12 protein-coding genes are annotated in these 13,740 nt (G+C 60.1%); 6 read left to right on the plus strand and 6 right to left on the minus strand.

The features are described from left to right. Position 1: 1 nt before the first annotated feature. Both IB254_RS11485 and IB254_RS11490 read right to left on the minus strand, forming a co-directional pair. Complete coding sequence (locus IB254_RS11485; protein WP_008026956.1) at positions 2 to 484, minus strand: glutathione peroxidase; 483 nt, start codon at positions 482 to 484, stop codon at positions 2 to 4. A 122-nt stretch (positions 485 to 606) separates the two neighbouring features. Beyond that, entirely contained in the window at positions 607 to 1,092 is a 486-nt protein-coding gene (locus IB254_RS11490) for an FKBP-type peptidyl-prolyl cis-trans isomerase (RefSeq protein ID WP_008026954.1), read from the minus strand. On the opposite strand from IB254_RS11490, the gene IB254_RS11495 reads away from it, so the two are divergent. From IB254_RS11495 to IB254_RS11505, 3 genes are read left to right on the plus strand one after another with little or no spacing between them, the layout of a single operon-like run. Next, positions 1,061 to 1,399, plus strand: a complete 339-nt coding sequence (locus tag IB254_RS11495) for a DUF3565 domain-containing protein (protein WP_192417366.1) — start codon at positions 1,061 to 1,063, stop codon at positions 1,397 to 1,399. The two genes, IB254_RS11490 and IB254_RS11495, sit on opposite strands and share 32 nt — an antisense overlap. 60 nt (positions 1,400 to 1,459) lie before the next feature. Continuing rightward, complete coding sequence (pta, locus tag IB254_RS11500; RefSeq protein WP_192417367.1) at positions 1,460 to 3,559, plus strand: phosphate acetyltransferase; 2,100 nt, start codon at positions 1,460 to 1,462, stop codon at positions 3,557 to 3,559. Continuing rightward, the gene (locus IB254_RS11505) at positions 3,560 to 4,465 is read left to right on the plus strand and encodes an acyltransferase (RefSeq protein WP_192417368.1); all 906 of its coding nucleotides are present in this window, start codon (positions 3,560 to 3,562) and stop codon (positions 4,463 to 4,465) included. Positions 4,466 to 4,633: 168 nt separating this feature from the next. Here IB254_RS11505 and cysN read toward each other — a convergent pair whose 3' ends face one another. From cysN to IB254_RS11520, 3 genes are all read right to left on the minus strand, one after another. Then, positions 4,634 to 6,532, minus strand: coding sequence for a sulfate adenylyltransferase subunit CysN (cysN, locus tag IB254_RS11510; RefSeq protein ID WP_192417369.1), 1,899 nt, complete (start codon positions 6,530 to 6,532; stop codon positions 4,634 to 4,636). Positions 6,533 to 6,541: 9 nt separating this feature from the next. Next, positions 6,542 to 7,459 carry a sulfate adenylyltransferase subunit CysD gene (cysD, locus tag IB254_RS11515; protein ID WP_008026947.1) on the minus strand — a complete coding sequence of 306 codons (918 nt, stop codon included), beginning with the start codon at positions 7,457 to 7,459 and terminating at the stop codon, positions 6,542 to 6,544. Between the two features lie 162 nt (positions 7,460 to 7,621). Then, the gene (locus IB254_RS11520) at positions 7,622 to 8,380 is read right to left on the minus strand and encodes a Nif3-like dinuclear metal center hexameric protein (protein ID WP_008037366.1); all 759 of its coding nucleotides are present in this window, start codon (positions 8,378 to 8,380) and stop codon (positions 7,622 to 7,624) included. A gap of 102 nt (positions 8,381 to 8,482) precedes the next feature. On the opposite strand from IB254_RS11520, the gene algW reads away from it, so the two are divergent. From algW to IB254_RS11535, 3 genes are all read left to right on the plus strand, one after another. Continuing rightward, a complete protein-coding gene (gene algW, locus IB254_RS11525; protein ID WP_008026944.1) occupies positions 8,483 to 9,643 on the plus strand; it encodes a Do family serine endopeptidase AlgW in 1,161 nt (386 codons plus the stop codon). An 87-nt stretch (positions 9,644 to 9,730) separates the two neighbouring features. Further along, on the plus strand, positions 9,731 to 11,836 hold the full coding sequence (locus IB254_RS11530) for a TonB-dependent siderophore receptor (RefSeq protein ID WP_192417370.1): 2,106 nt from the start codon (positions 9,731 to 9,733) through the stop codon (positions 11,834 to 11,836). A gap of 12 nt (positions 11,837 to 11,848) precedes the next feature. After that, entirely contained in the window at positions 11,849 to 12,568 is a 720-nt protein-coding gene (locus IB254_RS11535; protein ID WP_192417371.1) for a DUF4198 domain-containing protein, read from the plus strand. A gap of 119 nt (positions 12,569 to 12,687) precedes the next feature. Here the strand turns inward: IB254_RS11535 and hisC are convergent, their stop codons facing one another. After that, positions 12,688 to 13,740, minus strand: coding sequence for a histidinol-phosphate transaminase (gene hisC, locus IB254_RS11540; protein ID WP_008037367.1), 1,053 nt, complete (start codon positions 13,738 to 13,740; stop codon positions 12,688 to 12,690).

The following is a 13,740-nucleotide window of genomic DNA, read 5'->3' on the forward strand; positions in this document are numbered from 1 at the left end:
TTCAGCTCAGGGCTTTTTCGATTGCCTGAATGACAGTGGGATCATCCGGCGCCGTACGCGGCGAGAACCGCGCCAGTACGCGACCATCCTTGCCGAGCAGGAATTTTTCGAAATTCCAGGTGATATCACCCGGGAATTCAGCCCCCTCGCCCGCCAGCAGGCGGTACAACTGATGACGCTCATGACCGTTGACTTCCAGCTTGCTGGACAACGGAAAGGTCACGCCATAGTTGAGGCTGCAGAACTCCTGGATCTCTTTCTCGGTACCTGGTTCCTGTCCGGCAAACTGGTTACACGGCAGGCCCAGCACGCTGAAACCCTTGCCTTTGTACTGTTGATAGAGGTTTTCCAGCGCCGCGTACTGTGGGGTCAAGCCACATTTGGAGGCAACGTTGACCACCAGCACGACGTTCCCCTTGAAGGGCGCCAGCGGAAGCTCCTGACCATCCAGGGCTGTCAATTTAAGGTCGTGAAAAGCACTCATGACGTACTCCAGATTCCCGTGTTCTTCTCGAAACAGCCACTTAGCGGTGTCATCGGGGACAGCCGCGGACTAAAAAGGCGCCCTCGGGCGCCTCTCCAGTTCTCTGAGCTTAGCGCAGAAAATCAGTGGTGATGGCCACCTTCGCCATGGACGTGACCATGAGCGATTTCTTCCTGGCTGGCGTCACGGATGGCGATGATCTTGACCTGGAAGTTCAGGCGCTGACCGGCCAACGGGTGGTTACCGTCGACAGTGACATCGTCGCCGTCCAGATCGCGAATGGTCACGATCTGCATTTGGCCGTCCGGCGCGGAAGCGTGGAACTGCATGCCCACTTCCAGCTCGTCGACGCCTTCGAACATGCTGCGGCTCAGGGTGCTGACCAGTTCGGCAGCGTATTCGCCGTAAGCGTCTTCAGGTTCAACGGCCACGGTCAGCTCGTCGCCGACTGCTTTGCCTTCCAGAGCCTTTTCCAGGCCCGGAATGATGTTACCTGCGCCTTGCAGGTAGACCAGCGGCGCGCCGCCGGCGGAGCTGTCGATGACCTCACCAGCGTCGTTGGTCAGGGTATAGTCGATGGAGACAGCCTTATTGGCGGCGATCAGCATGGGGCGAGACCTTTTGCATAAGAATTTAGAAAGGCCAAGTTTAGCGAAGCAATCGTCCGAAAGCGAACACAACCCGGACAGACGGAATGCGGCGCCAGGCTCGACGGTCACAGGTTTTCATCAGGACGAGGACGGGCATTGGGTGGCCGAGCTGTCCTGTGGCCACACGCAGCACCTGCGCCACCAACCGCCGTGGCAATCGCGCGCCTGGGTCATGGACCCACTGCTGCGTCATGAAAAAATAGGTCAGCCCTTTGATTGCGGGTGGTGCGCACAAGGCTCGGTTAGCGATAACCTTGGCGACTGAATTTCGGTAGATCGTCAGCTATAGATGATCGCCTTTGCCATGCACCTCCAGAGAATCCGCATGCAAACTTTTTTTATCGCGCCCACCGATTTTGGTGTGGGTCTGACCTCCATCAGCCTCGGGCTGGTGCGCACCCTAGAGCGGGCCGGCCTCAAAGTCGGCTTTTTCAAACCGATTGCCCAGCCGCATCCGGGTGATACCGGGCCGGAGCGCTCCACCGAACTGGTGGCGCGAACCCACGGTTTGAAACCGCCGCAACCGCTGGGCCTGGCGCACGTCGAGCGCATGCTCGGCGACGGCCAGCTCGATGAGTTGCTCGAAGAAATCATCACGCTCTATCAGCAAGCGGCCATCGGCAAGGACGTGCTGATCGTCGAAGGCATGGTCCCGACCCGCAGCGCCAGTTACGCCGCGCGGGTCAATCTGCATTTGGCCAAGAGTCTGGACGCCGACGTGATTCTGGTTTCGGCACCGGAAAACGAAGTGCTGACCGAGCTCTCCGGTCGCGTGGAGTTGCAGGCGCAATTGTTCGGCGGGCCGAAAGACCCGAAAGTCCTCGGCGTGATCCTCAACAAGGTCAGGACCGACGAGAGCATGGAGGCCTTCGCCTCGCGCCTCAAGGAGCATTCGCCGTTGCTGCGCAGCGGTGATTTCCGCTTGCTCGGCTGCATCCCGTACCAGCCGGAACTGAACGCGCCGCGCACCCGCGACGTGGCCGATCTGATGGGCGCGCAAATCCTCAATGCCGGCGACTACGAAACCCGGCGCATGACCAAAATCATCATTTGTGCACGCACCATGCGCAACACCGTGGAGCTGCTCAAGCCCGGCGTGCTGGTGGTGACGCCTGGCGATCGCGACGACATCATCCTCGCCGTCAGCCTCGCCGCCATGAACGGCGTGCCGCTGGCCGGCCTGCTGCTGACCAGCGACACCCTGCCCGACCCGCGCATCATGGACCTGTGCCGTGGCGCCTTGCAGGCCGGTTTGCCGGTGTTGTCGGTGAGCACCGGCTCCTACGACACCGCGAACCAGCTGAACGGTTTGAACAAGGAAATCCCGATCGACGACCGCGAGCGTGCGGAGATCATCACCGACTTCGTCGCCAGCCACCTCGACGCCAACTGGCTGCACCAGCGTTGCGGCACGCCACGGGAAATGCGCCTGTCGCCTGCGGTGTTCCGTTATCAATTGATCCAGCGCGCCCAGGCCGCCAACAAGCGCATCGTGCTACCCGAAGGCAGTGAGCCGCTGACCGTGCAAGCCGCGGCGATCTGCCAGGCGCGCGGCATTGCCCGTTGCGTGTTGCTGGCGAAACCGGCGGATGTCGAAGCCGTGGCGCGTGCCCACGATATCGAGCTGCCGCCAGGCCTGGAGATTCTCGATCCGGACCTGATTCGCGAACGTTACGTCGAGCCGATGGTTGCGCTGCGCAAGACCAAAAGCCTCAACGCGCCGATGGCCGAGCAGCAACTGGAAGACACCGTGGTGATCGGCACGATGATGCTGGCGCTGGATGAAGTCGACGGTCTGGTGTCCGGCGTCATTCACTCCACCGCCAACACCATCCGCCCGGCCTTGCAATTGATCAAGACCGCGCCAGGCTGCACCTTGGTGTCGTCGGTGTTCTTCATGCTGTTTCCCGAAGAGGTGCTGGTCTACGGCGACTGCGTGATGAACCCGCACCCGAGCGCCACGGAACTGGCCGAGATCGCCCTGCAAAGTGCGGACTCGGCAGCAGCGTTCGGCATTACGCCGCGCGTGGCGATGATCAGCTACTCCAGCGGTGAATCGGCCAGCGGCGAAGAGGTCGAGAAGGTCCGCGAGGCGACGTTGCTCGCCCACGAACAACAACATTCGCTGCTGATCGACGGCCCGTTGCAGTACGACGCCGCCGCCAACGAAACCGTTGCCCGGCAACTGGCGCCGAACAGTCAGGTCGCCGGCCGCGCCACGGTGTTCGTGTTCCCCGACCTGAATACCGGCAACACCACGCACAAAGCCGTGCAGCGCAGCGCCGACTGCGTCAGCCTCGGCCCGATGCTGCAAGGCCTGCGCAAACCGGTGAACGACCTGCCGCGTGGCGCGCAAGTCGACGACATCGTGTACACCATCGCGTTGACCGCGATTCAAGCTGCCAACCGACCTCTGGATGTTTAAATGCTGGATTTCCTGCCTGCCGCCGCACGCGGCGTGATTGCATCGTTGTTGCTGGCACTGAATACGATTCTGCTCTGCTCGTTTCTGTTCTGCGTGGCGATTTTCAAGGTGTTGCCGTTCGCCCTCACCCAGCGTTTCACGCGCTGGCTGATGAACCATACCCATGAAGCCTGGATCAGCAACAACAAGGCCTGGATGAACCTGGTCCGCCGCACCCGCTGGCACCTCAGCGGCCTTGAAGGGCTGGACTATCAGCACTCGTACCTGATCACCAGCAACCACCAGAGCTGGGTCGACATCATGGTGTTGCAGTACGTGCTCAACCGTCGTATCCAGCCGCTGAAGTTCTTTCTCAAGCAAGAGCTGATCTGGGTGCCGGTGATTGGCCTGGCCTGGTGGACGCTGGGCTTTCCGTTCATGAAGCGCTATTCCAAGGCTTACCTGGAAAAGCACCCGGAGAAGAAAGGCAAAGACCTGGAAACCACGCGCAAGACCTGTGAGAAGTTTCGTGATAACCCGGTGGGGATTTTCAATTTCGTCGAAGGCACGCGCTTCACCGAAGGCAAGCATGCGCAGCAGAAATCCCCGTTCAAGTATTTGCTCAAACCCAAGGCTGGTGGCATTGCGTTTGTGCTGGACGCCATGGGTGAGCAGCTGGAGTCGATCGTCAACGTGACGATTCACTATCCGGGTGGGCGTCCGGGGTATTGGGATCTGCTCTGCGGGAACGTTGAAGATGTTGTGGTGCACTTTCAGGAGTTGAAGATTCCGCCGCAGTTTATTGGCAAGAACTACGACCAGGATGGGGAGTATCGGTTGCAGTTTCAGGGGTGGATCAATCAGCTTTGGTTAGACAAGGATGCGTTGTTGACGCAGATGCATCGCGAGTATCCCGATAAACACTGACCTACTGTGGGAGCCAGCCTGCTGGCGATAGCGGGTTCACATTCAGCAGATTTATTGCCTGAATCACCGCAATCGCTAGCAGGCTAGCTCCCACAGTTGACCGAGTTGCCCCACAAAAAAACCCGCCGATGATCACTCATCGGCGGGTTTTTCATGAGCAGCTAACGCTTAGATCGCGCCATGCTTGCGCAGCAGATCCAGCACTTGCTTGACGCTTTCTTCCAGCGACAGCGACTGGGTGTCGACCACGAGGTCGGCGTCCAGCGGCACGTCGTACGGGAAGGAATCGCCCGGAATGTTATCCCCGGCCGCTGCGTACAAACCTTGCGGATCACGCTCGGCACAGACCGTCGGCGAGGCCTGGACGTAGACCGTCAGCAGACGCTCCTTGCCGATCAGGTCCTTGGCCTGCTCACGCCCTTCTGCACTCGGCGCAACAAACGCAGCGAGGGTCAGCAGACCGGCTTCGTTGAACTGACGCGCAACGTGCGCGGCACGACGCCAGTTCTCAGTACGCCCGGCGCGATCCTGTGGCAGACCTTTGTTCAGGTCGTGACGCAGGTTCTGGCCATCGAGCACAAACACCGCACGGCCCAGGTCGAATAACTTGCGTTCAACCGCATACGCCAGAGTGCTTTTGCCCGCGCCCGACAAGCCGCTGAACAACACGGTGGCCGGCTGTTGGCCGAAACGCTGAGCGCGTTCTTCGGTGGCAACGTGCGCCAGTTTGCCGTGGTGCGTGCTGCTGCCATGCGCCAACGGCTGAGCGATGATCATGCCGGCGGCAACAGTGCCGTTGGTCAAACGGTCGATGACGATGAACGAACCGGTGGTGCGGTTGCTCGCGTAACCGTCCAGCGCGATGGCGGCGTCGAGGCTGATCTTGACGCGACCGATCTCGTTCAACTGCAACGCGCTGGCAGGACCTTCTTCCAGGGTGTTCACGTCAACGCGGTTGACGATGCTGGTGATCGAGCCCGGCACGTACGTCGTAGCGCGCTTGATGTCGTATTTCTTGCCCGGCAGCATCGGTTCTTCGGCCATCCACACCAGCATGGCGTCGAAGGCGTCAGTCACTTGCGGCAGGTTGTCGGCGTGCACCAGCAAGTCGCCGCGAGAGATGTCGATCTCGTCTTCCATGGTCAGCGTCACCGCTTGACCCGGACCGGCATGCTCCAGCTCACCTTCGAAGGTGACGATGGATTTCACACGGCTGCTCTTGCCCGACGGCAGCACAACGACTTCATCGCCCTTGTGCACGACGCCGCTGGCCAGGGTGCCGGCGAAACCACGGAAGTTCAGGTTCGGACGGTTGACGTACTGCACCGGGAAACGCAGGTCGGTGTAGTTGCGGTCGCTGGCGATTTCGACGGTTTCGAGAATTTCCATCAGCGACTGGCCGGTGTACCACGGCGAGCGCTCGGACTTGTTCACCACGTTGTCGCCCTTCAGCGCCGACATCGGCACGAAGGCCATGGTGGTCGGCTTGAACGCGATGCCTTCGGCGAACTTCAGGTAATCGGCCTTGATCGACTCGAACACGCTTTCGTCGAAGCCATTGAGGTCCATCTTGTTGATGGCGACCACGATGTGCTTGATGCCCAGCAACGAGGCGATGAAGCTGTGGCGACGGGTCTGGGTCTGCACGCCGTAGCGGGCGTCGACCAGGATGATCGCCAGGTCACAGGTGGATGCACCGGTGGCCATGTTGCGGGTGTACTGCTCATGGCCGGGGGTGTCGGCGATGATGAATTTGCGCTTGGCGGTGGAGAAGTAGCGGTAAGCGACATCGATGGTGATGCCCTGCTCACGCTCGGCCTGCAGGCCGTCGACCAGCAATGCCAGGTCGATGTCTTCGCCGGTGGTGCCGACTTTTTTCGAGTCGCGGGTAATGGCTTCCAGGTGATCTTCGTAGATCATCTTGGAGTCGTGCAGCAGGCGCCCGATCAGGGTGCTCTTGCCGTCGTCGACGTTGCCACAGGTCAGAAAGCGCAGCATTTCCTTGCGTTCGTGCTGGCCCAGGTAGGCGAGGATGTCCTCGCTGATCAAATCAGATGCGTGCGACATGACAACCCCTTAGAAATAACCCTGACGTTTCTTTTCTTCCATCGAGCCTGCGCCATCGTGATCGATGACCCGGCCCTGGCGTTCGGAAGTTCGCGTCAGGAGCATTTCCTGAATGATGTCGGTCAGGCTGGTGGCCTCGGACTCGACCGCACCGGTCAGCGGGTAGTCACCCAGTGTACGGAAACGGACTTTCTTCTTGACGATGCGCGCCTTGTCTTCGTCGCTCAGGTGATTGAGCAGGCGTTCGTCGTCGATCATGATCCAGGTGCCATTCATCTCGATGACGTCGCGCTCGGCGGCGAAATACAGCGGCACAATCGGGATGCCTTCGAGATAGATGTACTGCCAGATGTCCAGTTCGGTCCAGTTCGACAATGGGAAAACGCGGATCGATTCGCCCTTGTTGACGTTGCCGTTGTAGACGTTCCACAGCTCTGGACGCTGGTTTTTCGGGTCCCAGCGGTGCTTGGTGTCGCGGAAGGAATACACGCGCTCTTTGGCGCGGGACTTCTCTTCGTCGCGGCGAGCGCCACCGAAAGCGGCGTCGAAACCGTACTTGTCGAGCGCCTGTTTCAGGCCCTCGGTTTTCATGATGTCGGTATGCTTGGCGCTACCGTGGGTCAGCGGGTTGATGCCCTGGGCCACGCCATCGGGGTTCACGTGCACCAGCAGGTCCAGGCCGAGTTCTTCGACCATGCGGTCGCGGAATTCGTACATTTCCTTGAACTTCCACCGGGTGTCGACGTGCATCACCGGGAACGGCAATTTGCCCGGGAAGAATGCCTTGCGTGCAAGGTGCAGCATCACGGCGGAATCTTTACCGACGGAGTACAGCATCACCGGGTTATCGAACTCGGCGGCGACCTCGCGGATGATGTGGATGCTTTCGGCCTCCAGCTGTTTCAGATGCGTCAGTTTGTCGACCATGGCTACTCACGAAAACGATCTTATGGACGGCCAGCGGGCCGTGTTCGAGCGGGGAATCCTAGCACAGCGACCTCTTCTAATCAGGACGCGAGCTAGATCGAAAGGGTATATGAATATACCCCCTCGTTTGGGCCCAGGGACCTTGTAGGAGCTGTGTGAAAATCAAATCGGATTCGGGCAATCGATGAAGATGTGCTCCAGCGCAAACCGTCGCGCCAGGTAATCCCCCAGCGCCTGCACACCATAACGCTCGGTGGCGTGGTGACCGGCGGCGATGAAACTGATGTCGTTTTCCCGGGCGCTGTGGAAGGTTTGCTCGGACGCCTCACCGCTGAGGTACAGATCGACGCCCGCCAAGACCGCCTGATCGATATACCCCTGGCCGCCACCGGTGCACCAGCCGACCCGACGAATCATCTCGCTGCCCTCAATCAGCAGCGGCTCGCGGCCCATGACTTCCTGCACGCGGCGAGCGAAATCACGCGGCGTCACCGGTTCGTTCAACGAGCCGACCAGACCGACAATCTTGAGGTTATCCGGATCCAGCGGCCCTTCGACGGTGATGTCCAACTGACGGGCGAGTTGCACGTTGTTACCGACTTCCGGGTGCAGGTCCAGCGGCAAGTGATAGGACAGCAGGCTGATGTCGTGCTTGAGCAGGGTTTTCAACCGACGCTGCTTCATGCCGGTGATGCACGGGTTCTCGCCCTTCCAGAAGTAACCGTGATGCACCAGCACCAGATCGGCCTGCGCTTCAACCGCTGCATCCAGCAACGCCTGACTGGCCGTGACGCCACTGACGATGCGCATCACCTGCGGTCGGCCTTCGACCTGTAACCCGTTGGGGCAATAATCGGCAATCTTTGCACTGTTCAGATAACGGTCGGCTTCTTCGACCAGGGTGCTCAGGGCGACGGCCATAAAAGACTCCTAAATATCCCGTTCAGAGGCGCGCGCGGCCTCGTATAATGCGCGACATTATGGGCGGTCTCTAACCGCCTGCAACCTCTCAGGACGTGCTTAATGCTCAAGGCGCTGCGTTTTTCCGGCTGGCCGCTGTTGGCCGGCGTGCTTATCGCTCTATTGATCATCCAGCGTTACCCGCAGTGGGTCGGGCTTCCAAGCCTCGACGTCAACCTGCAACAAGCCCCGCAAACCACCACCATGCAGCAAGGTCCGGTGTCCTATGCCGACGCCGTCACCACCGCTGCGCCGTCGGTGGTGAACCTGTACACCACCAAAGTCATCAACAAGCCGAACCATCCGCTGTTCGAAGACCCGCAGTTCCGTCGCTTCTTCGGCGACAACGCGCCCAAGCAGAAACGCATGGAATCGAGCCTCGGCTCCGGCGTGATCATGAGCCCGGAAGGCTACCTGCTGACCAACAACCACGTGACCAGCGGCGCCGACCAGATTGTCGTCGCGTTGAAGGACGGGCGTGAAACCCTGGCCCGCGTCATCGGCAGCGACCCGGAAACCGACCTTGCGGTCCTGAAGATCGATCTGAAAAACCTGCCGTCGATCACCGTCGGCCGCTCCGACAACATCCGCATCGGCGACGTCGCACTGGCCATCGGCAACCCGTTCGGCGTCGGCCAGACCGTGACCATGGGCATCATCAGCGCCACCGGCCGTAACCAGCTGGGCCTGAACAACTACGAAGACTTCATCCAGACCGACGCAGCGATCAATCCCGGCAACTCCGGCGGTGCGCTGGTGGATGCCAATGGCAACCTGACCGGGATCAACACGGCGATCTTCTCCAAGTCCGGCGGTTCGCAAGGCATCGGTTTCGCGATCCCGGTCAAACTGGCGATGGAAGTGATGAAGTCGATCATCGAACACGGCCAGGTGATTCGCGGCTGGCTCGGTATCGAAGTGCAGCCGTTGAGCCAGGAGCTGGCGGAGTCGTATGGCCTGTCGGGACGTCCGGGCATTGTGGTCGCGGGGATTTTCCGTGACGGTCCGGCGCAGAAGGCCGGCCTGCAATTGGGCGACGTGATTCTCACCATCGACGGCGAACCGGCCGGTGATGGTCGCCGCTCGATGAACCAGGTCGCGCGGATCAAACCGACCGACAAAGTCACGGTTCAGGTGATGCGCAACGGCAAGGAGCTGAAGCTCACCGCTGAAATCGGCTTGCGCCCGCCACCGGCGCCAGTGAAGGAAAAAGAAGAGCAGTAAGCGCTGGCCCGAGGCATTCGGGCTAACAGCATACATTCTCATTAGACATGTTATATTGTTTCAATATTAATATTGGAACAACATAACATGTCGTCTCGAACAATGGTTTCTGTGGCGGGGCTCACCTTTGGCCTGCTCGCAGATCCGGTCTTCGCCGAAGACTCAAGCCCGCTCGAACTGGACGCCATCAGCGTCACCTCCGACTACGAATCCCCCACTGGCCCGGTCAAAGGCTACCGCGCCACCCGCTCCTCCAGCGCGACCAAAACCGACACTGCCCTTCGCGACATTCCGCAATCCATCAGCGTGATTCCCGCCAGCGTGCTCAAGGACCTCGGCAGTAATAGCGTCGAGCGCGCATTGGACTTTGCCGGCGGCGTGTCGAAGCAGAACAATTTCGGTGGCCTGACGCTCTATGAATACAGCGTGCGTGGCTTCACCACCTCCGAGTTCTATAAGGACGGCTTCAGCGCCAACCGGGGTTACCCGAGCACACCGGACGTGGCGAACATCGAGCGCATCGAAGTGCTCAAAGGTCCGGCAGCCAGTCTCTATGGCCGTGGTGATCCAGGCGGTACGGTAAACATCGTCACCAAGAAACCGCAACCCGAGGCCTTCACCACGCTGCAGACCAGCGCCGGCAGTCAGGACCGCTATCGCACCGCGCTGGACATCAACACGCCGCTGGACGACGACGGCCATGTGCTATCCCGCGTTAACCTGGCCGTCGAGGACAACCACAGTTTTCGCGATCACGTTGAGAGCCGCCGTGTGTTCGTCGCGCCCTCCTTCAGCTGGCAGCTGAACACGGACACCCATTTGCTGGTGGAAAGCGAATTCGTCCGTCACAGTTCGACGTTCGACCGTGGCATCGTCGCCCCGAACAACAAGTGGAGCGGCGTCTCGCGCTCGACCTTCCTCGGCGAACCCAATGACGGCGACATCGACAACCACAACAACAGCCTGCAAGCCGCCCTCGAACATCAGCTCAACGACGCTTGGAAGCTGCGCCTGGCCAGCCATTACAAGGAAGGCAAACTCTGGGGGTTCGCCTCCGAGGCGCGGCCATTGAATGCCAACGGCCACACGGTCAATCGCCGCTACCGCGAGCGCGACAACGATTGGCACGACAGCATTACCCAGCTCGAATTGCGGGGTCTGTTCGACCTCGGTGGCTGGCAGCACGAACTGCTGATCGGCAGCGAATACGAGAACTACCGCAAGAACGAACGGGTGACCACGATTGCCGGCGGTGGCTACGCCATCGACATCTATCAGCCGGTCTACGGCCAACCGAAACCCAACGGTGCCCGCTCAGGCACAGACTTTTTCGAGCATGTCGAAAGCCAGGCGCTGAACGTGCAGGACCAGATTGTCTTTTCCGACAAACTACGCGGCATGCTCGGTGCGCGCATCGAACATTTCCAGCAAAGCATCGACGATCACACGCGCATTGCGACCAGTCGCCAGAGGCACGATGCGCTGACTCAACGGGCCGGTCTGCTCTATCAACTGACGCCTGAAGTCGGCGTGTTCGCCAACGCCTCCACCTCGTTCAAACCGAACAACGGCCTGGACGCCACCGGCAAATCCTTCGACCCGGAAGAAGGGGTCGGCTATGAAGTCGGGATCAAGACCGAGCTATTCGACAACCGCCTGAGCAGCACCCTCGCCGCTTTTCGAATCGACAAGGAAAACGTGCTGGCCCTAGACCCCGGCACCGATACCAGTCGCGCCATGGGCAAGGCGCGCAGCCAGGGCTTTGATCTGCAAGTCGCCGGGCAAGTGAGCGACGCCGTGCGGGTGATCGGCGCGTTTGCCTACATCGACGCCGAAGTCACCAAGGGCGACAAGGTCATTCCTACCGGCAGCCGCATCCTCGGCGTAGCCAGGCGCAGCGGCAGTCTGCTGGGAGTTTATGAATTTCAGGAAGGCCGTCTGCGCGGTTCAGACCTCGGCGCAGTATTCACCTATGTCGGCGATCGCTCGGGTGAAGCCGGCGCTGACTTCGAACTGCCGGCTTACCAAACCGTCGACCTGCTGGCCCATTACAAGGCCAGCGACAACGTCACTGTGGGCCTGAACCTGAACAACCTTTTCGACGAGAAATACTTCGAGCGCTCTTACAGCAACTACTGGGTCAATCCCGGCGAGCCGCGCAATTTCACCGTCAGCCTGACACTCAATCTGTAAAAGGACGTCACCATGCACCTTCTCAACCCCTTGGCCGTGCTCGGTCTGCTCTTCGCCACTGAAGCCTCGGCCCATGGTCTATGGACCGAACAACGCCGTGGCAACATCGAAGTGGTTTACGGCCACGGCGCCGAGGACAATGCCTTTAAACCGCAAAAGATCAGCGGCGCCTGGGCGTATGACGTCAACGGCAAAATGATCCCGGTAACCGTGCAACGGCTCGCCGACCACGCCCGCCTGCAACCGCTGAAACCACCGGCCGTCATGGTCGTAGCGCTGAACAATGGCCTGTGGTCGCAAACTGCCGACAAGAAGTGGGTCAACGAAGGGCGCAGCAAAGTACCGGGCGCAATCGAGTCGATCCAGACGTTCAAGTACAGCCTGGCGATCTACCAACCGGGGGCGAAATTGCCGTCGCTTGATCAGATGAAATTGCTGATTTTGCCGGAGGTCGATCCGCTGACGGTCGGGCCGGGCAAGTCGTTGCCGGTGCGGGTGCTACTGGATGGCAAGCCGGTGGCGGGGGTGAAGCTGACAGGCGATTACCGCAACGCGCCGAATACGTTGAGCACCGAGACCGATGCGCAGGGACGGGCGCAGGTGTTGGTGCGTAATGAAGGGCTGAATGTGATTGCTGCGCAGATGGAACTGCCGGTTAAGGACAACGCTGACGTGAGCAGTCGGGGATTGTTCAGTTCGCTGACGTTTCTGGGCGAGCCGCATCACGAGTAAGGCATTGGTTCTGTGGTGAGCCTTTCGCCGGCAAGCCAGCTCCTACAGGGTTTATGTCGATCACAGGAGTTGTGTACGACACAGTTCACTGTAGGAGTTGGCTTGCCAGCGATAGCGATTTACAGGTCGCCGAGGCCGTCGATCAGTGCCTGATTCTGTTCAGGTGTGCCAATCGAAATCCGCAGGAACTGCGCAATGCGCTCCTGCTTGAAGTGTCGGACGATCACGCCTTGCTCGCGCAACTTCGCTGCCAGCCCCGCCGCATCGTGCTGTGGATGCCGGGCGAAGATGAAGTTCGCCGCTGACGGCAGCACTTCAAAGCCCTTGGCTTGCAGTTGTGCAACGACCTTCTCGCGATTCTCGATGACCAACCCGCAGGTCTTGTCGAAGTACTCGCGGTCTTCGAACGCGGCGGCTGCACCGACGTTCGCCAGGCGGTCCAGCGGGTAAGAGTTGAAGCTGTTCTTGATCCGCTCCAGCGCCTCGATCAGGTCCGGATGCCCCACCGCCAGACCGACCCGCAGGCCAGCCAGAGAACGGGACTTGGACAAGGTCTGAGTCACCAGCAAATTCGGATAACGGTCCACCAGGCTGATCGCCGTCTCGCCACCAAAGTCGATGTAAGCCTCATCCACCACGACCACCGAATCCGGGCTGGCCTTGAGGATTTGCTCAACCGCGTCCAGCGCCAGCAGGCAACCGGTCGGCGCGTTCGGGTTCGGGAAGATGATCCCGCCGTTTGGCTTGGCGTAATCCGCCGGGTTGATCTGGAACTGTTCGTCCAGCGGCACCGCGTCGAACGTGATGCCGTACAACCCGCAGTAGACCGGGTAAAAGCTGTAGCTGATGTCCGGGAACAGCACCGGCTGATCGTGTTGCAGCAAACCGTGAAAGATGTGCGCCAGGACTTCATCGGAACCATTGCCGAGGAACACCTGATTGCTTTGCACGCCGTAGTACTTGGCGACTGCGTTTTTCAACAGGTCGCTATTCGGGTCCGGGTACAAACGCAGGTTGTCGTTGAGCTCGGTCTGCATCGCCGCCAGGGCTTTTGGCGATGGGCCGTATGGGTTTTCGTTGGTGTTGAGCTTCACCAGTTTCGCCAGTTTCGGTTGTTCGCCCGGCACGTAAGGCACCAGGTTCTTGACGAACGGGCTCCAGAATTTACTCAT

Origin of the sequence: Pseudomonas sp. PDM03, from assembly GCF_014852385.1 — a bacterium.
Taxonomy (GTDB): Bacteria; Pseudomonadota; Gammaproteobacteria; order Pseudomonadales; family Pseudomonadaceae; genus Aquipseudomonas; species Aquipseudomonas migulae.

What these genes read in the sequence shown, in the direction of transcription:
- IB254_RS11485 (WP_008026956.1), bottom strand. Translation starts at nt 484, where the DNA reads ATGAGTGCTTTTCACGACCTTAAATTGACAGCCCTGGATGGTCAGGAG.
- IB254_RS11495 (WP_192417366.1), top strand. Translation starts at nt 1,061, where the DNA reads ATGGAGACAGCCTTATTGGCGGCGATCAGCATGGGGCGAGACCTTTTG.
- IB254_RS11490 (WP_008026954.1), bottom strand. Translation starts at nt 1,092, where the DNA reads ATGCTGATCGCCGCCAATAAGGCTGTCTCCATCGACTATACCCTGACC.
- pta (WP_192417367.1), top strand. Translation starts at nt 1,460, where the DNA reads ATGCAAACTTTTTTTATCGCGCCCACCGATTTTGGTGTGGGTCTGACC.
- IB254_RS11505 (WP_192417368.1), top strand. Translation starts at nt 3,560, where the DNA reads ATGCTGGATTTCCTGCCTGCCGCCGCACGCGGCGTGATTGCATCGTTG.
- cysN (WP_192417369.1), bottom strand. Translation starts at nt 6,532, where the DNA reads ATGTCGCACGCATCTGATTTGATCAGCGAGGACATCCTCGCCTACCTG.
- cysD (WP_008026947.1), bottom strand. Translation starts at nt 7,459, where the DNA reads ATGGTCGACAAACTGACGCATCTGAAACAGCTGGAGGCCGAAAGCATC.
- IB254_RS11520 (WP_008037366.1), bottom strand. Translation starts at nt 8,380, where the DNA reads ATGGCCGTCGCCCTGAGCACCCTGGTCGAAGAAGCCGACCGTTATCTG.
- algW (WP_008026944.1), top strand. Translation starts at nt 8,483, where the DNA reads ATGCTCAAGGCGCTGCGTTTTTCCGGCTGGCCGCTGTTGGCCGGCGTG.
- IB254_RS11530 (WP_192417370.1), top strand. Translation starts at nt 9,731, where the DNA reads ATGTCGTCTCGAACAATGGTTTCTGTGGCGGGGCTCACCTTTGGCCTG.
- IB254_RS11535 (WP_192417371.1), top strand. Translation starts at nt 11,849, where the DNA reads ATGCACCTTCTCAACCCCTTGGCCGTGCTCGGTCTGCTCTTCGCCACT.
- hisC (WP_008037367.1), bottom strand. Translation starts at nt 13,740, where the DNA reads ATGAGTAAATTCTGGAGCCCGTTCGTCAAGAACCTGGTGCCTTACGTG.